We start from the raw sequence: 19,138 nt of genomic DNA on the forward strand, positions 1-19,138 counted from the left end.
TTTCTAAAGAATCGCATGATAGTTTTGTGAAAATTAAGAGAAATAAAGAAATACACGTTTGTGCTAAGCAAAGCTGAAGAACTTGTGCTGAGTGCAGTTGAAGTTCGATATTCAAAAAATAATAAAATTAGAATACATGAAACTATTAGAAAATATTTTATTAGCAGACGATTTTAGTAAATCTTCTGAAAATGTTGTAGAAACGGCAATTGAACTCGCAAAAGTATTACAAGCTAAGATCATTCCGATTCATGTACTTCCTGATGATATTGTGAACGAAAAAGTGAAATCATTACTACATGAAACGGCAGTCGCGAAGTTAGAGGAAACAGCAAATAAGATAGAAAAAGCAGGTGTGCAAGCAGGAAAGCCAATTCTTGAATTTGGATCAATAAATGATCGTATTGTTCGAGCAGCAGTAAATGTAAATACCAATCTAATTTTAATTGGTTCTGGAGAAAGCCAAAAAGGAGACCGATTTCGATTAGGAACAACAGCCGAAAGGATTATTCAAAAAAGTGAAAAACCTGTTTTTGTAGTAAAAGAAGGAGTCCCACTTAATATTCAAAATATACTTTGTCCAATTGATTTTTCTGAAACATCAAAACGTGCTCTTAAAGATGCCATCACGATGGCTCACAAATTTAAGGCTGAATTAACGATTCTTGGTGTTTGTGAAACCCAATATTCTACCTGGCCTATAGCAGAAGAGAATAAGGATGAAGAGAACTATATAAGGAGTGCTCAACATAAAGAAAAGTTCAATACTTTTTTGAAAGAATTCAATCTAACAGGCCTGAACTGGGTTAAAGAAACCCCTAAAGGAAATCCTGCTAAAGAAATACTCAGTACCATTTCAAGAAAAATGATTGATTTACTTGTTATGGGAACAGCAGGAAGAACGGGCTTGAACCGCCTTATTATTGGTAGTGTAACCGAAAAGGTAGTGAGGGAAGTTCCCTGTTCTTTTTTAACGCTGAAGTCTGAGAATGTTATCAATCTACAATTAGAAGTTAATATTCGTGATATAGAAAATCTATATAAAACAGCGGTTCAACTGGTAGAAGATGGTTTTTATGAAGATGCCATAGACCAATTAAAAGCTTGTTTGAAAATAAACAATATGCATATACCTGCTTATTTAGGTATAGCCAAGATTTACGAAAAATTGGATGAACCAGAAAAAGCCAAAAAATTTAGAGATAGCGGAAATGGAATAAAGGAAAAAATATGGTATACAAAAATAGAAGAAGAAGTTCGTAAGCTACGAGGAAGTTAAGAAATATTCAATAACAATGAATTATAACGCATGAAAAAAGCAAAAGGGAAAGTGGCGAGTGTTAACGAGTCACTGGTTGGTGTCAAAACTACCGAAGGCGCTGTAATGAACGGCGAAGTGGCTTATATTATTATTGAGAATGGTAAACGTCTTAAATCTGAAGTTATTGATGTAAAACCAGGGAAAATGGTTTATCTACAGGTTTTTGAGGATACCAGTTGGATGAAAGTAGGTGACCTTGTAGAATTCACTGGACTGCCTTTAGCTGTAAAATTAGGACCGGGCATATTGGGGGCGGTAACAGATGGGCTTCAAAACCCCTTGTACGAACTAGCAAAAAAGGAATGGTTTCTCGAAAGAGGGTTAGAGGTAGAGCCTTTGGATACTAACGTAAAATGGCATTTTACACCTTCAGTAAAAAAAGGTGATATTGTAACCGGTGGTAGTGTGTTGGGATCTGTTCCTGAAAAGTTATTTCAACATAAGATTTTCGTGCCTTTTTCACTACAAGGTGATTATACTGTTGAGGATATGGTAGCAGAAGGCGATTACACTATTGATAAAGATATCACCGTCGTTCGAGATACTAATGGAGTAACTCTTAATCTGAAAATGGCATTTGATTGGCCAGTGAAAAAACCCATGCCTTTCCATGAACGTTCCGTTCCCGTTGAACCTATGCCAACTGGTATTAGGGTACTAGATGCGCTTTTTCCCATAGCATATGGAGGGACAGCATGTAATCCAGGACCTTTTGGAGCGGGTAAGACTGTATTACAGCACAGTCTGGCCAGGCATTCGCGAGCAGATGTTGTTATTATAGCAGCATGTGGAGAACGAGCAGGCGAAGCAGTAGAAGTATTCAAAGACTTTCCGGAACTGATAGATCCTAGAACAGGAAAATCTCTTATGGACCGTACATTTATTGTAGGGAATACATCTTCGATGCCTGTAGCTGCTAGAGAAGCGTCGGTATATATGGCTACAACAGTAGGTGAGTATTATCGGAAACAAGGCTTAGATGTTCTTATTTTGGCAGATTCCACTTCACGTTGGGCGCAGGCGCTTAGAGAAACTTCAGGTAGAAAGGAAGAAATTCCGGGACCAGAAGCTTTTCCAATGTATATCTCTACATTAATTTCAGCATTTTATGACCGAGCTGGTGTTGACATTCTAGCAGATGGAAACATAGGGTCGTTAAGTATTATAGGTACCGTATCTCCCGCCGGAGGAAACTTTGATGAACCGGTTACGCAAGCCACGCTATTGAGTACAGGCGCTTTTTGGGGATTGTCAAGAGCCCTGTCCGATGCACGTAAATATCCCGCCATTGACCGTATAGATAGTCATTCCAAATATCCTTCACTCCTTAAAGAAGAAGAAGTGTCCTTCTTATTAGAATTGTTGCGTGATGGTAAAACCATAGCCTCAAACATTATTCTAATGGGTGAAAAGGGAATCACAGATGAAGCCTACATTCGGTATCAAAAAGCAGAATTGCTTGATGCCGTATTTCTACAGCAAAATAGTTTTCATGATGTAGATGGGGTGACGCCGTCCGATAGATTGCGGTTAATGTTCAATGTGGTCAAGGAAATTATTGATACTCCAATAGCCATTAAAGGAAAAGATGCTATTCGATCACATTTTAACTTTATCAGACAGGCCTACATTGATTGGAATGCTATACGGATTGATGATATAGGGTTCGAAAAACAAAAGTCTCAAATATTGAATTTGGTTAAAAAAAGAGCCTATGTTAAAGAAAACGTATGAGAATATAGATAGTATCGGGAGAGCCATCCTGAGCATTAAAGCAGAAGGTGTACATAATAAGGAATTGGCAGAAGTAATATACCCAAATGGTAATAAAGCATTTGCGCAAGTCATTGCGCTAAATGGTGATCAAGTGACGCTTCAGTTGTTTGGTGGAGGGTTTGGAGTTTCAACAGATTGTAAGATTCGTTTTCTCGGAAAACCTGTCCAGATCGGGTTTTCTGATGATATGTTGGGAAGAGTGTATTCAGGTAATGGCCAACCTATAGATAATGGCCCGGAACTATTATCAGATATGGTTCGGGTAGCAGGCCCCTCAATCAATCCTGTAAAACGGTTGATACCAAAAGAAATGATTCGTACCGGAGTACCAATGATTGATGTTTTTAATACGCTGGTACGATCTCAAAAGATACCCATTTTTGCCAAGGCAGGAGAACCTTACAATCGTTTGTTGGCTAATATTGCTACCCAGACTGATGCAGATATCATCATTATTGGTGGCGTAGGACTAAAATATGATGAATACCATTTTTTCAAGCAGCGTATAGAAGAGGCTGGAAGCAAGAGTAAAACGATTATGTTTATACACACGCATAGAGACTCCATCGTTGAAGGGTTAATGGTGCCAGATTTAGCCCTGGCAGTTGGAGAACGCTTTGCTCTTCAAGGGAAAAACGTATTTGTATTGTTGTCAGATATGACGCAATGGTCTGACTACCTCCGGCAAGTTGCTAACGCCCAAGATCAGATCCCCGCAAACCAAGGCTATCCAGGAGACTTATATTCTCAATTAGCGAGCAGATATGAAAAAGCAGCAGATATTGACGGTGCAGGTAGTTTGACCATTCTTGGTGTAACAACTATGGATGACGTTACCCATCCCGTACCAGATAATACAGGATATATTACAGAAGGTCAGTTCTATATGAAGGATGGTTATTTGGAATTGTTTGGTTCGCTAAGCCGTCTTAAACAACAGGTTAATGATAAGACAAGACACGACCATAGAAGTATTATGAATGCCATGGCGAGACTGTTATCTGAATCTGAAGAAAGGGTTAAAGCACAGAAATTTGGGTCGGTTAAAGATGATTATTCTCTTAGGCTATTGGATTATCGCAAAACATTTCAAAAAGAATTAATGGATCCATTCCTATTCCTTGAATTAGAAGATGCCCTTGATCTATGTTGGGATATTTTGGCAAAGCATTTTAAAAAAGAAGAAGTCGGACTATCATCTAAACTTATAGAAACTTATTGGCCAGAAAAAGGAACGTTTAAAATTTTAAAAAATATGACTGATGAGTGATAAAACGTTGGATAAATTAATTGCTACGCTAAAATATGAAGCTATTGAAGCTGCTGAAAAATCTGCAAAAATAATATTGGAAGAGGCGCATTCACAAGCCCGAAAAATTATAAAAGAGGCAGAAGAAAAAAAGAAACAAGTTCTTATAGAGGCTAATAAAAAGGCAGAATCTATCCTCAATAAAGGAGAAAGTGCACTGCAACAAGCTGCCAGAGACCTAAACATTAGAGTACAAAATGATTTAATTAAGCTTTTTGATGAGGTATTGAAAAAAGAAGTTAGTGAAGTTTTTACGCCAGACCTCATGAAAACAGCAGTTTTAAAGGTTATTGAGAATTTAGATCATGGAGCAGAATTAAAACTTCCGAATGATTTCGAACAAAAATTGATAGATCATGTCCACCTACGTATACAAATATCCGATGACCTCATATTCTTCAATAAAGATGATAGTATACTAGGTGGATTATCAATTTATAAAATGGATGAAGGCTGGAGTTACCATATTACACCAGAAGAAGTTGCAACATTAATAAATAACCAACTTAGTACCAAGTGGTCGAATATCTTAAAAAAGACTAAGAACGCATGATTACAGGAAATCTGGAATATTTAATAAGTAGCTTACCATACTTGTCCTTTCAGGATTCAGAAGAAGAGCGTTTAAAGGTAGCCTCTCTACTTAGAAAATATGCTGGAGTTTCAGAAAAAGAAAAATCGTTAATTACTATCTTGGATGATGAAGCAGCAAAGTTTTTAACACCTACTGCGAGTCATCTTCTATCACAGATCAATCTAAATACTATTCATGAGGTAGCATTTTGGGAAAATGGAAATAAGGTATTAGCTGCTTTTTCAGAATATGTTTTTCTCATAAAGGAGCACATCAGAGAAGTGAGAATATCACGAAGAAAACACTCCGACCAAACGACATCTAAAAAGCAATCTTCACTAATAATAAGTGGAGACCCATTGAATGAAGAAATACAACTTCTTAAGTTGAAATGGAACAAACTGGAAACGCTTTCAATTGGTCATTATACAGACTTTGGAGCTTTGATCATTTATAAACTAAAGTTATTGCTATTGCTTCGATGGTGGAGTTTTGACATGGATAAAGGTTTTGAGGTTTTTTTACAAACGATAAAAAAGGCGGAATATGGCAGATAAAATTTTAATGAACAAGAATGCCTTGGCTGCCTTAAAAACAGAACTTAAGGAGTATAATATCGCTCTACCGGTTTTTGAGATGAAAGAACAGCAGTTAAAAGAAGTTGTTCAGTCCATAGAACATAGTATAAACCGTTTGGAAAAAGCTATAGAACAAACCAATAAAGAAATAAAAACGTGGGTTGCTGTAATGGCTGAGGATACAGTTGATTTATCCGATTTAATAAAGGTAGACCATGTCAATACTGAGAAACGAGAAATAGCAGGAGTCGGTATTGAAGCATTTGTAGATGTGATTTTTGAAAACATAGAAGTAGATCTTCTAGCGACACCATTATGGGTAGATACAGCTATTAATGTTGTAAAAGACCAAAAAACCAATCATATCATATTAGAGATAGAAAAGAAAAATATAGAACTGTTACGAGAAGAATTGACAGAAGCCCGTCGGATGAAAAATGCACTCAAGGAAGTATTCATACCAGAAGCCATAGAGAGCATCAGAAAAATTGAAATTTATTTAGGCGATGTGGAGCGCTTGGCTATAGGCTGTGCCAAATTGGTAAAAAAGAAAAAATTGGATAAAAAGGCTGTGTCATGATCGTTAGAATGAAGGAAATATTACTTTTTACCACATCAAGTTCAGTAGACGAGACCGTCCATAAACTTGGTGGGCTTGGCGTTGTAGATATTAAAGAAATCCATCAGCCTAAAGGTGAATTGATAGAACGGTGTGTAAAAGAGATTAATCGTACTGAGAGTGCTATCGACATGCTTAAAAATTATAAAAGTGATGAAGATGCAACCAAGTTACAATACAGGATAAAGGATCCCAAACGCACTGTAAGCCGTGTATTGAAAACAGTTCATATTAAACAAAAATGCAAAAGCAAACTGGATGATCTTAATAAGCAGTTAGCCTGGTATCAAACTTGGGGAGAAGACATTAAAATAGAAGATTTTAAGTATCTACAAGAAAAGGGGCTATATATTCATCTGTACCTGGTAGACAAACCGTTTTTAAAATCATTGACCAAGAGTCATTGTATAGAAGTTTTTGCAGAGCAGAATGGTAACATACCAATCGCTTTTTTTACTAGAGATGCCTCTGAAAAATTGAACTTGAAAGCCGTTTCATTGCCCGAATTGTCATTAAAAAGCATCAAACAACAAATTAAAAGGAAAGAACGACAGCTTGTAGAAATAGAATTGTTTTTGGAAGATCAAACTAATAGTACGATGTCTTTAGATGATTATCTCATTGTTTTGAAGGATCGATTAGGAGTCGAAGAAACTTTAAAGGGTATGGGAGATGTAGAAGGCAAAGTTAAATATTTAAAAGGATACATTCCACAACATACTATTGAGCTGTTTAAATCTGCTGCACAACAATATAATTGGGGATACAATATATCAGATCCAGATAATCCAGAAGACGTTCCCGTCTATATTAAGAACCCCAAATGGATCAGTATTATAAATCCAGTGATGAAGTTTATAGACATTGTGCCCGGATATAAAGAAGTAGATGTCTCTATTTATTTTTTAGTAGCCTTTGCACTGTTTTTTGCTATGCTTGTAGGTGATGCAGGCTATGGTGCTATTTTTTTGTTGACCACGATTTTGTTCCGCAAAAAAATGGCTTCCCAAATGCGTTTGCTAATGTATGTACTCAGTGGTACAACTGTGATTTGGGGAGTACTTAGCGGTACCTATTTTGGAGCTGAAGAAATTGCAGCTATACCGTTTTTTAACAATTTAATAATCGAAGACATATCAAGTTTTGGAGTAGACAATATTGCGTTTATGATGCACCTTTCCTTCCTCATTGGCACAATACATCTCACGATTGCTCATGGTGTCCGCTTTTTTCAATTTATAAATTCCATAAAAGCACTAAGCGAACTGGGGTGGATTTGTTTGGTTTGGGGATTGTTTTTTCTAACGGAACAATTGGTGTTGTCTAAAACTTCCCCAGATTGGAGTCATTGGTTGTTCCTGGTGGGGGCATTATTGGTTGCTTTGTTCTCTGTAGAAAGCAAAAACTTTTTTAAAAGCATGGGTGTTTCCGTGGCTAATTTGCCATTAAGCCTTATTAGTGGCTTTTCTGATATCGTTTCTTATGTTAGACTTTTTGCAGTTGGTATGGCTACAGCAGCAGTAGCTTCAAGTTTTAATAATATGGTATTACCCAATGGGATTTCAGATATGGGAATTTTAAATTTAATTATGGCTGCAATCGCATTATTATTAGGCCATGGATTGAACGTTGCTTTAGCGTTGATGGCTGTTATGGTGCATGGTATACGGTTAAACATGTTAGAGTTTGCAGGGCATCTAGGTGTGCAATTTTCAGGAGAAGCCTATAAGCCATTTAAATTGATAGCACCTTCGCGTGCGTTTGAGGCCCAGAATACAAATCCACTAACTCAGAATAATATATAACAGACTATTGAAAATTATAAAAATTAAATCATGATAAGTATAGCATTAATTGAAACAACAGTAAAAGGATTGGGAGACATGGGAATGTCTTTAAGTATTGCAGCAATAGGATCAGCGATAGGAACAGGAATAGCAGGTATGGCTGCTATAGGCGCCTGGAAAAAAATGATAACCAGTGGACAAAAAGCGGCGACAGCCTTACTTATTTTTGTTGGTGCGCCGCTATCTCAGGTTATATATGGTATGATTCTAAAAAATGCCATTGCTGATGCTAACTTAAATCCCGATTCATACTTCTGGCAAATACTCATCGGACTTTTTGCAGGAGCAGCCATGGCGGGATCAGCAATATTTCAGGGGAAAGCTGGAGCAAGAGCCTGTGATGCTATTGCTTCTGGTGCAAACGATACCGCAAAATATATTATGATTATTGGAGTCGTAGAGACAGTTGCATTGTTCGTTATGATATTCACTATGACAGGATTACCAACTGTTTAATTACAAGGAACACCTTATTTTTTTACTTAATAATCAAGTCCAACATATTTTTCTAATAGTAATAAATAATAAAAAATTATGAAAACAATTTTTAAAAATGTCATGTTAACAGGTATATTATTAATAGGGTTTAGTTTCTACGCTCAAAACAGAAACCTTGATAATTTTAGGCAACCAGATAAAAGTGGTATAAATGTATTTGAAAGCCCCAAAGACGATATATCAACTTTCGATAATGTAAAAGTAAGAATTGGTGGTTCTTCCACATTACAATTTCAAGCTCTGGGTCATGAAAATTCAGGAGTCGTACCTTTAAAAGAAATTGGCAATAATTTCAACCTCGCTACTGCAAACTTGGATTTGGATGTTGCTTTGTACGACGGTGTTAGAATGCATTTACGTACATATTTATCGTCTCGTCACCATCCAGAGCCTTATGTTAAAGGGGGGTATCTTCAAATCGATAAATTAGATTTTATAAGTGAGGGGTTTATGGAGGGATTTATGAAGTATGCTACCTTAAAAATCGGGCATATGGAAAACAATTATGGTGATGCTCACTTTAGACGTAGTGATAATTCCCAAACAATATATAATCCGTTTGTTGGTAATTTAATTATGGATGCTTTTACTACAGAAGTTGGTGCAGAGCTTTATTATAGAAGACATGGATTTATTGGTATGCTAGGTTTTACCAATGGTAAACTAAATCAGGCCGTTGATAACCCAGATACGGGAGGAGCTTCTTTATTGGCTAAGTTAGGGTATGATAAACAATATAGTAACGATTTAAGAGTAAGATTAACGGGCTCTATTTATAATACAGGAGCAGTAAGGACTTCTTATTTATATAGTGCAGATAGAACAGGTTCCAGATATTATCTTGTTTTAGAGCCTGAGGATGCCCGTGCTTCAAGTAATTTTAGGTCTGGGCGTTATAACCCTAATTTAAGAAACAAAATTACTGCTATCATGGTTAATCCGTTTATAAAATATAAAGGATTGGAGTTTTTTGGAACGATAGAAACAGCAACTGGCAAGGCAAATGATGAAATCGAAGAACGCACTGCAAAACAATTTGCAGGAGAGTTCATTTATAGGTTTGGAAACGAGGAAAACTTTTATTTAGGTACCCGTTATAACAAAGTTGATTCTGAGGAATCAAATGGAGACAACATTGAAATTTCAAGATTTCAATTAAGTGCAGGTTGGTTTATGACCAAAAATATTTTAATGAAGTTAGAGTACGTAAGTCAAGAACACGATGGCTATAATACAAGTAGTATTTTTAATGATGGAGCATTTGATGGTTTATTGGCAGAAGCTGTGATAAGTTTCTAACAAGGAAACAAGTAATTATTGAGTCTTTTTTGATTTATGAGTCTTTCTTCCTGTTGGATCTGAAATAGGGGTTATGAAAAAGATAGTATTTTTTAATTCAATTATGCTAATGTTAGCTTTTACTAACAAAGACATTGTAAAGGATAATACATCTGTATTAATAGCCCCGGAAAGTGAATTGATGGTAAAAGGAAAAACGAATATCAATACCTTTAAATGTTATTTTGATGTTCAGAAGTTGAAAGACCCTATCCCGGTTTTTTTCGAGACAAGAGGACGTAAAATGATTTTTGAAAAAACGAAACTTATTTTAGAAAATACGTGTTTCGATTGTGGTAGCAGAGGTATTAACAAAGATTTTCAAAAGGTATTAAATTCAAAAGCACACCCTCAAATAATTCTTGAATTAAAAGCGCTTGAAAGGCTTAATGGGGAAGACGCCGTTGTGAAGGCAACATTAGATTTAGAAATTGCAGGAACTATTAAATCATATAAGTTTCCTGTAGAATTAAAAGGCAAAAAAAATGTATTTGTTAAAGGTGTTTTGATTTTGAATATCCGTGATTTTAATATAGATCCTCCTGAAAAGCTATTAGGTATTATTGCTGTTGAAGAGACTATTGAAATTAGTTTTCAACTATTGATAAAGGAGTTTGTTGTATGTCATGATAAAAATTAAAAACACCTTTAAAAATTAGAGATTTACCTTGATAAAAATCATGTTTTAACATTTATTTTCTATGGAACTTTGTATAAAATTAAAAGCTATGCTGCTATTTAGAAAAACACATATTATTTTTTTGAGTTTTTTAATGCTAGCTGTTTTCATGCCGCAATGGTGTTTCGCTCAAACATTCAATTTGAATAACCAGGAGTCTTCATTGGTTATTTCGGGCACTTCCAGTTTACATGATTGGGAGGTTATTGTTGAAGATAAATCTGGAGAGATTGTATTTAATGACCTGAAGACTAGAGATATTGATGAATGCAGTTTGGTCATTATGGCGGAGAGCTTAAAGAGTGGAAAGAAATCTATGGATAAAAATACCTATAAAGCTATAAAAACCAATGCCTACAAAAAGATAACTTTTCAACTAATTGAAGTTAAGGAAATCGTAAATAAAGAATCTGGTAAATTTCATGTAACATGTTTTGGAAACTTATTTGTTGCTGGAGTTGAAAAACGTATTTCCTTGGATTTTGAAGGTCATGTTTTTGAGGATAAGATAATATTGAACGGAGAAAAGAATATTAAAATGACAGATTTTAATATAGACCCTCCAAAGGCTTTATTTGGTACTATAAAAACAGGAAATGATATAAGAATAAAATTCTCAGCAACTTTTGAATAGCTAATTAATATTATGAAAATACTTGTTATCGAAGATAATATAGAACTTCTAAAAGACATCAAGAATTTTCTGGAGGAACAAGGAAATATTTGTGAAATTGCGACCGATTATAAATCGGCTTTTATGAAGGCTGTTATTTTTCCTTATGATATTTTAGTTGTAGATATTACGCTACCAGATGGAACAGGGCTTGATATCATTAAAGAAGTCAAGAAAGAAAATATTGATGTAGGTATTATCATTATTTCTGCTAAAAATGCCATAGGGGACAAGGTGAATGGTCTGGAAATAGGAGCAGATGATTATTTAACCAAACCTTTTTATATGGCAGAGCTTAATGCAAGAATTAAAGCACTTTACAGAAGGAAAGCATATAAAGGAAGTAAAGAAATAATTTTCAATGAAATTAAAATAAGGCCTGATAATCATGAAGTTTTTATAAATGATCGTTTAATGAATCTAACCAAAAAGGAATTTGATATCCTCCATTTTTTTGTAGCGAATAGAAATAGGTTGTTAACAAAAGAAGCTATAGCCGAACACCTTTGGGGAGATCACATTGAAATGGCCGATTCTTTTAATTTTATCTATACACATTTGGCTAATTTGAGAAAAAAGATTACCAAATTTGGAGGAAGAGATTATATTAAATCGATCTATAGTGTCGGATATAAATTTAGCGATTAGAAATGAATTTAGTTACCAAAACCAATAAGTACTATCTCATATTTTTTATATTTCTTTTTCCGCTTATGGTTGCGGCAGACTATTTTCTTATTCAATATGTTGTAAACAAGGAGGTTGACGATATATTGAAACATGAAAGCGAGCGAATAAGCTTTAACCTTAAGGAAAATGAAACGTTTCCATCTTCTAACTATATATTTAGTACAACACCTGTAACCGAAGACTTTCCTGTATCGAATAAATATAGAGACACTTTAATTTATGAAGCTTATGCGGATAAATTGATGCCTTATCGTATGTATGAGTTTACGGCTTTAATAGATGCCCAAAAAATGAAGATTTCCCTCAAACATGTTCTTTTAGACATGAATGAATTGATTGTATGGCTTTTTGTAACGACCACTTTGGTTATACTGTTGCTGGTAACAGGTTTATTTTTTATCAATCAAGGCATATATAGGTGGGCATGGAAACCTTTTTTTGAAAACTTATCAAAACTTACAAATTACGATATCACTAAAAAAAATCCGGTAAATCTCGAAACTTCTAATATTAGCGAATTTAAAGAGCTCAATAGAATTGTAACAGCTTTGATGAACCAAGTAAAAAAGGATTTTCAAAACCTTAAAGAATTCAATGAGAATATTTCTCATGAAATACAAACACCTCTCGCTATTATTCGCAACAAAATGGTGTTGCTTTTAGAAAGTCAAGACCTTAAGGAAAAAGAACTTCATTGGGTACAGGCTGTTTATCAGGAGGCAAATAAACTATCAAAAATTGGTAAGTCTTTGACTTTGATTTCCAGAATAGAAAATCAAGAATTTACAAGACTGGATAGTGTAGACATCAGTGTTATAGTTGACAATATTATCGGCAATATGGAAGAGATGATTGCATTTAAAAATCTCGAAATAACGGTTAAATTAAACCCTGTTAAGGTAAAATGTGATCAGATTTTAGCCAATATCCTCTTTACTAATTTGATAAAAAATGCTGTACAGCATAATCTAGAGGGCGGATATATAGAAATACTTCTAAATGAAGAAAAATTTGAAATTGTAAATACAGGCAAGATTTCAGAAATAGAAACAGAGCAGTTGTTCAAGCGTTTTCAAAGAGGAAACAAAGAAACAGAATCATTAGGCTTGGGTCTGGCTATTAACCAGAAAATATGTGAAATGTATGGGTTTTTGCTTGATTATAGTTTGCAATCGGGCAAACATAAGCTTTCTTTATATTTTAATAATTAACGTAAGTTTCTATAGAAATATGATAATCATGTGTTTGCAAAATTTTAAAGATAAAACAGTGTCATTTCGAACGCTATCGAAAACAAAATATATTTTGTTTGAAGATATAAGCGAAGCTTACGAGGAGAAATCCCATTATGATGGGATGTCTCGTCACTCATACTTCGTTCTGTCGACATGACAAAGAATTGTATTTCAAAGTGCTAAGATGATTGTTTCCAGTTTAATTTAAATCGACTCATGTTAATTAGAATTAAATATATTAAACAAGTAAAAATATTCAGTAAGTAGAGTTGTTAACTTTTTAACAGTTTTAAAACACTGGAAGTACCATCGTCCATCATGATTTTTACAAAGAGCATCTTATCTTGAGTTTTACTTAAAAGCTTTTTCAAATAAGGACTTAAATCCATAGTATTGGAGTTATTTTGAAACGGAAATGATATGAGGCTTTTTCCTGTAATATTAAAAACAGTAATGGCACCTTCAGAGTTTAAACGGTTCGTGAATTTTAGGAAAATATCACCATCTTTCGTCGGATTAGGGTATAAAACAATTCTTTGATTTGAATTGCTGTCAACGTCTATTGTTTCAAGCGTTTCAGATAACACATATTTTACATCGATGCTAGTATTATTGTATAAATTAGTTTTCTCGATAGCCTCATAATTCATTAAAGTAGTAAACCCAGTATCTCGATTGGATGGTTTTACATTTGCCAAACTGTCTATGAGATTAACCGTTAACAATGGGTTGTACGTACTTCTCCAAAGTAAATCCTTGCTATCTTCATAATCATTAGTTGTATATTGGTTGAGGTCGAGTTGGGGAAAAGACGCTGCTTCTGATGTTATAATCTGATCGGGAATCTCAGAAATTACCGGTGCTTTTCCAGGATTCGTTGTAGAACATATAAATTGTACAGGATGTTCTGTTGTTAAGCCTTCTCGGTCTTTTACCTGTAAAGTAATATTAACTATGGTGTCTTTATTAGCAATAATAAATGTGTTCATAGAATTACCAATCCAACCTGGTTGATTGATCATACTAACGTATGCTTTATCATTCAAACTGGTATTATCAGACCTCCATTCTTTTATGGTATATTCCAGACGGTCTTTATCATCTAAATCATCTTTAATATAATAATCCAGTAGCGTCCACGCATCCCAAATATAGAAAGCGTTGCAACCATTAGTTCCAGGTTCGCATGGAAGCGGCAATACAGTACTTACATCTATTGCAGGATAAATTATATTGGGAAGCGTAACCATTGGAGCACTATTTTCTGTGGGTAATATAGTTATGGGTATGGTTTTGTCGGTTTTTGCATTTTGTTCATCTGTAGCAGATACAGAAAGTAAATCTGTACCTATCCAGTTGGGATCTTTAGGAACGATCTTTCCAGATGCAAATTGTAAATTTGTAGTTTCCGAAGGGTAGCTGATATTTAATGATTCAGAATAGGTGAAATCGTCACTAATCTTTATGATTAGATTTGGGGTTTCACCTTTTCTAAATGTAATATGATCGGTTTCTATAACAGGTGGTTTATTTGATATAATAAAACGGACTGGCTCACTGGTAATTTTGTAATTATCCGGCAAAGCGGGATTTGTTACTACACAATAGTAATATCCTTGATTTGATAGATTGTTGCTCTTGTTTAGAGGATACCCGTTTCCCGCTGGCTTCGTATTGAAGCCTATATTAAAACGTGTAGGGTATGTAAACCATTGGACTTGATTTGAAGGTACAGATTGGTAGCCTTCGATAAAAATATCCGTGGTTGCTTCCATGGTATTAGGGAGAATGGTTTGCAGTATGTTTCCAAACTTATTTTGTGGCATAAAAGTAACCCTGGCTCCAAATGTTTTCAAATCGTCGAAATCTGGCAATAAATCTTGTAATAGAAACTTATTGTAGCTTATATCCAAAATATCGACTAAAGCCTCATCTGTATTTTCACCCAATACCCTTCCAGATAGGTTATTGTGATCTACATGTAGAGATAGTTTTAATGGCACAACAACATTATTGTCGCGATCCCAGAGCGTCTCAGGTATTTCTCCAGACATGTCGTTATAACTGGCTTTAATCTCTCTTAAGGATCGTATTTCTGAGATAGAAAGCGGAAAAGCTTCCAATTCGTTATTAGAGACATCCAAATTAACCAGTTTTTTCAATTTCGAAAGGTTATTTGGTAAGCTCTTCAGGCGATTATATTGAAGCGTTAAGTTGGCTAAGTCTTCCAAATCACCTAAGGTTGATGGTAAGGATACAAGCCTGTTATAACTTACGTCGAGCGTTTTTAAACGCTGTAAACTCCCTACAGAAGCCGGTAGTGCTGAAATATAGTTAAAATACAATCGTAAAGTTTCGAGGCTTGATAACTTGCCTATTTCGGGGGAAATGGTTTCCAATAAAACGTTAAAAATGGTCAAATTCTTTAAATCCTGTAAATCTTGTAGATATTGAATGCCATCCGGTAAATGACTTGACTCTATACCTAGCGCTCTGCCGTTAATTGAAATTTGACTTATTCTACCTGAGGCATTAACTGTTACACCAAGAAAAGAACTTACAGGTTTGTTAACATCCCAAAACACAGGCCAGCCTTCGTCAACCATAGCATTGTGAAAATTAATAATAGCAGTAGAATCTTGAAGGACAACCTTGTTTTGACTATGTATATTGTATATATTTAGTGCAATACATAAGATAGTAACTAGATGAAGGAGGTATTTTTTCATGATATTTTGGATTTGTTCGCTTTTTCGATTGAAAAATCAAATTTTCAAAATTACTAAGGGGTTTTTAAGTTGATTTGTCAAAAAGTCAATTTTTAAGTTTTGATTTGGATAAACTTGACTTTTAAAGTGTGACATGTTGTTTATATACCATACCATTAGACTACTTTTTTATGTTTGATAATAAGAAGGCGGGTGGCCATATGCCTTTTTAAAAACCTTGCTGAATACAGATAGATCGCTAAATCCAAAAAGATCAGATACTTCGCTTATGGAAAGTTGCCCTTTTTTAAGATACTCCTTGGATTTGGTCACTTTAAGCCTGTTTATATATTGATGAGGGGTCTTACCATATATTGTTTTAAAAGATTCGTAAAGATGATGTTTAGATAGGGAAGCCTGAATTGAAAGCTCTTGTAAGGATATTGGGTTGGTTATATTGTCATGTATATACTCGTTTGCAATTAATAACCTTTTGAAAGTCTCTAATTGGGTCGCTTTCTTTTTTACATCAATTTTACTGGCCAATGAATAGGCTTTGATTTGTTCTTTAGATATTTGCTTCAAAACCTCTATAGCCAATTCTTCGGGAGCAAGAAACTTAAATTCAAATCTTTCACTTTGAGTGTGGATTTTTTTCAATAACTCTCCAGATTTATAACAATTCGCATTTAATGGACTTTCTATAAAAAAAGAGTTTTCATTAATTTGCTCAAATGGAGATTCAAGTAATTGACTTTCTGTAGATTTATTATAGAAATTGAGCTGCTTCCTAAATTCATCAGAAATAACAATACTAAAAACATCGATATATTCTTGACGCTCATTTATATATTCCCAACCAACACCTGGATTAAGAACAATAAATTTATTTTTTCCTACTTTAACTCTTTTGCCATTCCATATTATTTCTCCACTACCTTCTTTAAAAAAAATAATGGTTAAGTTATTATTATCAAAAGTGTAACTATTTAATGGCGCAATAAAGCGCATCATGTAGTTTTTATCTTGACAGAAATCAGGAGCCTGCTTGAATTCTTTTTGAGAAAAATGATCGTAATATTTGTCTTTGTATTTAGTATTCATGATATTAAGAGTACTAAAATAATAAAAGGTTGCGTTGGATAATGTTAAAAAATCACAAATACTTTACATTCTCTTTAGTTAACAATTTAATAGGTAGATACCTGTTTTTTTCAGGAATAACATCATTTATAATAAAGTTAAATAATATTTTTGTGCTTTCGTAACCTTGATAGAATGGACTCTGGTCAATCAGAAAATCAATAGTTTCATTTTTAACAAAATCAATGTTTTCTTCACTCAAATCAAAACCAATCAATTTAAGGCCTTCTAATTTATATGTTTCCAGGTAATTGGCAACTATGGTGACTTTACTGGACGGGACGAACAGACCTTTAATTTTATGATTAGTTAACTCTTTAAAAATTAATGTGTTAATGGCTTCCTGGTTTTTGATGTTAGGTAAGATAACTTCATGAATTTTAATAGGTGGGGTATAACTCTTAAAATACGATTTAAAACCCGAAATTCTATCATCAATAGCTGAGTGATGATTTCTGTTTTTTCTAACTTTTATAATAAGAATTTCGTTTTCATTGTCTATTAATAAAGACATGAGTTTAGCGGCTAGTGTTCCACTATCAAATGAATGTTGTCCGATATAAGAAATATAGTTTGTTTCCTGTAATTCAACATTAAAGAACACATAAGGCGTCTTTCTTTTGTCTAATTGTATAAGTCGCTCTTTAGCTTCGTTTAAAAATATAGGAGTTAGCAATACGGCATCAAAAGAATTGTCTAGCAATTTATCAAATGCTGTTTTAAAAGAATTAAAGTCTAATGGTTTGAAATGGAAGTAGCTTATAGAAATTCGATGCATTTCAAATTCTTCAGATGCTTTTTCAATACCCATTTTTGGCAGATACCAAAAATCTGATGAAGATTCAATACCAGGCATCAAAACTGCAATGTCATATTTTTTATTTAACGCAAGTGTTCTGGCGGTTTTATTTATCTGGAAATTATGCTCCTTAATTATTTTTTCTATACGTTCCTTCGTTTTTTTGGAAACACCAGATCTATTATGAATAACACGATCTACTGTTCCTATAGAAACATTGGCTAAGGCTGCTATGTCTTTAATTGTTTTCAATATATATATATCTAATATTTTTTAAAAAGGGAAACAAGCTGTATCGTTTTTAGCAAAGAAAAGCAGAATTAACGAAAATATAAAAAACTAGATTGTTTATATTAACATTTTGTGCAGTTTTTCAAAGCAAAATCAAATAAAATATTTAAATTTGCGTGTACGCACACGTTTTTTATTGTTAAACATACTTTTTGGGGTAATAAAAAAGTAGTCGATTATATAATAAGAATTCAATTTTGAGAGATTAATTAATTTAAAACAAATAAAAAAGAATGAATTTATTTAACGTAGAAGGTAAAATAATACTTATAACGGGAGGCTGTGGAGTACTAGGAGGGTCTATGTCCGAATATTTATTAAAACAAGGGGCTACTGTCATTTTATTGGATTTTAATGAAAATGTTTTAGAAGAAACTATTACTAAATTTAAAAGCATTAGCAAACATATAGATGGTTTTTTATGTAACGTAACAGATGAAAAAAATTTGCAAAAAGTATCTGATAAAATAGTTGAAAAATATGGCCGTATTGATGTTTTAATTAATGGAGCCGGGGGAAACATGCCGGGAGCGACTATTGGTCCTACACAGACCATATTTGACGTAAATATGGACCATTTTAAAAAAGTGGTAGATCTTAACTTGTTTGGGAGTATCTTACCTTCAATAATTTTTGGAAAAGTAATGGCAAAAAATAAAAGTGGAGTCATTTTAAATATTTCTTCTATGACCGCCCAAAGTGCCATCACTAGAGTTGTAGGATATTCGGCTTCTAAAGCAGCTATTGATAATTTCACAAAGTGGATGTCTGTTGAATTAGCATTGAAATATGGAGACGGATTGCGTGTAAATGCGATTGCACCAGGATTCTTTATTGGAAATCAAAATAGGGATTTACTCATTGATAAAGAAACAGGAAACTATACAGATAGAGGACATACCATTATACAAAACACACCAATGAAAAGGTTTGGAGAAACGGAGGAATTGAACGGGTCTGTACATTACTTATGTTCGGATGCTTCAAAATTTGTTACAGGAATTGTAGTTCCAATCGATGGTGGGTTTAGTGCTTTTAGCGGTGTATAATATATAATAAT

17 protein-coding genes are annotated in these 19,138 nt (G+C 34.0%); 14 read left to right on the forward strand and 3 right to left on the reverse strand.

Annotated elements, in window-relative coordinates; translation table 11 throughout:
• The first annotated feature begins 136 nt into the window (after positions 1 to 136).
• From Q4Q39_RS04715 to Q4Q39_RS04775, 13 genes are all read left to right on the forward strand, one after another.
• A complete protein-coding gene (locus tag Q4Q39_RS04715) occupies positions 137 to 1,279 on the forward strand; it encodes a universal stress protein (RefSeq protein WP_303281222.1) in 1,143 nt (380 codons plus the stop codon).
• A gap of 30 nt (positions 1,280 to 1,309) precedes the next feature.
• The gene (locus Q4Q39_RS04720; RefSeq protein WP_303281223.1) at positions 1,310 to 3,055 is read left to right on the forward strand and encodes a V-type ATP synthase subunit A; all 1,746 of its coding nucleotides are present in this window, start codon (positions 1,310 to 1,312) and stop codon (positions 3,053 to 3,055) included.
• The gene (locus Q4Q39_RS04725; protein ID WP_303281224.1) at positions 3,036 to 4,367 is read left to right on the forward strand and encodes a V-type ATP synthase subunit B; all 1,332 of its coding nucleotides are present in this window, start codon (positions 3,036 to 3,038) and stop codon (positions 4,365 to 4,367) included. Before Q4Q39_RS04720 ends, Q4Q39_RS04725 begins: the two co-directional genes overlap by 20 nt.
• Positions 4,360 to 4,959 carry an HrpE/YscL family type III secretion apparatus protein gene (locus tag Q4Q39_RS04730; RefSeq protein ID WP_303281225.1) on the forward strand — a complete coding sequence of 200 codons (600 nt, stop codon included), beginning with the start codon at positions 4,360 to 4,362 and terminating at the stop codon, positions 4,957 to 4,959. The genes Q4Q39_RS04725 and Q4Q39_RS04730 overlap by 8 nt, the downstream gene beginning before the upstream one ends.
• On the forward strand, positions 4,956 to 5,537 hold the full coding sequence (locus Q4Q39_RS04735) for a DUF2764 family protein (protein ID WP_303281226.1): 582 nt from the start codon (positions 4,956 to 4,958) through the stop codon (positions 5,535 to 5,537). Before Q4Q39_RS04730 ends, Q4Q39_RS04735 begins: the two co-directional genes overlap by 4 nt.
• Positions 5,527 to 6,138 carry a V-type ATP synthase subunit D gene (locus tag Q4Q39_RS04740; protein WP_303281227.1) on the forward strand — a complete coding sequence of 204 codons (612 nt, stop codon included), beginning with the start codon at positions 5,527 to 5,529 and terminating at the stop codon, positions 6,136 to 6,138. Before Q4Q39_RS04735 ends, Q4Q39_RS04740 begins: the two co-directional genes overlap by 11 nt.
• An 8-nt stretch (positions 6,139 to 6,146) precedes the next feature.
• Complete coding sequence (locus Q4Q39_RS04745) at positions 6,147 to 7,982, forward strand: V-type ATP synthase subunit I (RefSeq protein WP_303281228.1); 1,836 nt, start codon at positions 6,147 to 6,149, stop codon at positions 7,980 to 7,982.
• A gap of 30 nt (positions 7,983 to 8,012) precedes the next feature.
• Complete coding sequence (locus Q4Q39_RS04750) at positions 8,013 to 8,480, forward strand: ATP synthase subunit C-like protein (protein ID WP_303281229.1); 468 nt, start codon at positions 8,013 to 8,015, stop codon at positions 8,478 to 8,480.
• Positions 8,481 to 8,558: 78 nt separating this feature from the next.
• Positions 8,559 to 9,821 carry a hypothetical protein gene (locus tag Q4Q39_RS04755; protein WP_303281230.1) on the forward strand — a complete coding sequence of 421 codons (1,263 nt, stop codon included), beginning with the start codon at positions 8,559 to 8,561 and terminating at the stop codon, positions 9,819 to 9,821.
• A gap of 73 nt (positions 9,822 to 9,894) precedes the next feature.
• On the forward strand, positions 9,895 to 10,500 hold the full coding sequence (locus tag Q4Q39_RS04760) for a YceI family protein (RefSeq protein ID WP_303281231.1): 606 nt from the start codon (positions 9,895 to 9,897) through the stop codon (positions 10,498 to 10,500).
• 88 nt (positions 10,501 to 10,588) lie between these two features.
• On the forward strand, positions 10,589 to 11,173 hold the full coding sequence (locus Q4Q39_RS04765) for a YceI family protein (protein ID WP_303281232.1): 585 nt from the start codon (positions 10,589 to 10,591) through the stop codon (positions 11,171 to 11,173).
• Between the two features lie 12 nt (positions 11,174 to 11,185).
• Positions 11,186 to 11,860, forward strand: coding sequence for a response regulator transcription factor (locus Q4Q39_RS04770; protein WP_303281233.1), 675 nt, complete (start codon positions 11,186 to 11,188; stop codon positions 11,858 to 11,860).
• Between the two features lie 2 nt (positions 11,861 to 11,862).
• On the forward strand, positions 11,863 to 13,113 hold the full coding sequence (locus Q4Q39_RS04775; RefSeq protein WP_303281234.1) for a sensor histidine kinase: 1,251 nt from the start codon (positions 11,863 to 11,865) through the stop codon (positions 13,111 to 13,113).
• Positions 13,114 to 13,409: 296 nt separating this feature from the next.
• Here the strand turns inward: Q4Q39_RS04775 and Q4Q39_RS04780 are convergent, their stop codons facing one another.
• From Q4Q39_RS04780 to Q4Q39_RS04790, 3 genes are all read right to left on the reverse strand, one after another.
• Complete coding sequence (locus Q4Q39_RS04780; RefSeq protein ID WP_303281235.1) at positions 13,410 to 15,866, reverse strand: leucine-rich repeat domain-containing protein; 2,457 nt, start codon at positions 15,864 to 15,866, stop codon at positions 13,410 to 13,412.
• A gap of 168 nt (positions 15,867 to 16,034) precedes the next feature.
• The gene (locus Q4Q39_RS04785; protein WP_303281236.1) at positions 16,035 to 16,949 is read right to left on the reverse strand and encodes a helix-turn-helix domain-containing protein; all 915 of its coding nucleotides are present in this window, start codon (positions 16,947 to 16,949) and stop codon (positions 16,035 to 16,037) included.
• A gap of 52 nt (positions 16,950 to 17,001) precedes the next feature.
• Positions 17,002 to 18,039 (reverse strand): LacI family DNA-binding transcriptional regulator, encoded by a 1,038-nt coding sequence (locus tag Q4Q39_RS04790; RefSeq protein ID WP_303281237.1) that lies wholly within the window; start codon positions 18,037 to 18,039, stop codon positions 17,002 to 17,004.
• A 272-nt stretch (positions 18,040 to 18,311) separates the two neighbouring features.
• Between Q4Q39_RS04790 and Q4Q39_RS04795 the strand changes: the two genes are divergently transcribed.
• Positions 18,312 to 19,127, forward strand: a complete 816-nt coding sequence (locus Q4Q39_RS04795) for an SDR family oxidoreductase (protein WP_303281238.1) — start codon at positions 18,312 to 18,314, stop codon at positions 19,125 to 19,127.
• Positions 19,128 to 19,138 lie beyond the last annotated feature (11 nt).

The sequence above is a fragment of the Flavivirga amylovorans genome (assembly GCF_030540875.1).
GTDB lineage: Bacteria > Bacteroidota > Bacteroidia > Flavobacteriales > Flavobacteriaceae > Flavivirga > Flavivirga amylovorans.

Bases quoted from the DNA above. Each gene is read 5' to 3' on its own strand.
- Q4Q39_RS04715 (WP_303281222.1), top strand. From the start codon at position 137: ATGAAACTATTAGAAAATATTTTATTAGCAGACGATTTTAGTAAATCT.
- Q4Q39_RS04720 (WP_303281223.1), top strand. From the start codon at position 1,310: ATGAAAAAAGCAAAAGGGAAAGTGGCGAGTGTTAACGAGTCACTGGTT.
- Q4Q39_RS04725 (WP_303281224.1), top strand. From the start codon at position 3,036: ATGTTAAAGAAAACGTATGAGAATATAGATAGTATCGGGAGAGCCATC.
- Q4Q39_RS04730 (WP_303281225.1), top strand. From the start codon at position 4,360: ATGAGTGATAAAACGTTGGATAAATTAATTGCTACGCTAAAATATGAA.
- Q4Q39_RS04735 (WP_303281226.1), top strand. From the start codon at position 4,956: ATGATTACAGGAAATCTGGAATATTTAATAAGTAGCTTACCATACTTG.
- Q4Q39_RS04740 (WP_303281227.1), top strand. From the start codon at position 5,527: ATGGCAGATAAAATTTTAATGAACAAGAATGCCTTGGCTGCCTTAAAA.
- Q4Q39_RS04745 (WP_303281228.1), top strand. From the start codon at position 6,147: ATGAAGGAAATATTACTTTTTACCACATCAAGTTCAGTAGACGAGACC.
- Q4Q39_RS04750 (WP_303281229.1), top strand. From the start codon at position 8,013: ATGATAAGTATAGCATTAATTGAAACAACAGTAAAAGGATTGGGAGAC.
- Q4Q39_RS04755 (WP_303281230.1), top strand. From the start codon at position 8,559: ATGAAAACAATTTTTAAAAATGTCATGTTAACAGGTATATTATTAATA.
- Q4Q39_RS04760 (WP_303281231.1), top strand. From the start codon at position 9,895: ATGAAAAAGATAGTATTTTTTAATTCAATTATGCTAATGTTAGCTTTT.
- Q4Q39_RS04765 (WP_303281232.1), top strand. From the start codon at position 10,589: ATGCTGCTATTTAGAAAAACACATATTATTTTTTTGAGTTTTTTAATG.
- Q4Q39_RS04770 (WP_303281233.1), top strand. From the start codon at position 11,186: ATGAAAATACTTGTTATCGAAGATAATATAGAACTTCTAAAAGACATC.
- Q4Q39_RS04775 (WP_303281234.1), top strand. From the start codon at position 11,863: ATGAATTTAGTTACCAAAACCAATAAGTACTATCTCATATTTTTTATA.
- Q4Q39_RS04780 (WP_303281235.1), bottom strand. From the start codon at position 15,866: ATGAAAAAATACCTCCTTCATCTAGTTACTATCTTATGTATTGCACTA.
- Q4Q39_RS04785 (WP_303281236.1), bottom strand. From the start codon at position 16,949: ATGAATACTAAATACAAAGACAAATATTACGATCATTTTTCTCAAAAA.
- Q4Q39_RS04795 (WP_303281238.1), top strand. From the start codon at position 18,312: ATGAATTTATTTAACGTAGAAGGTAAAATAATACTTATAACGGGAGGC.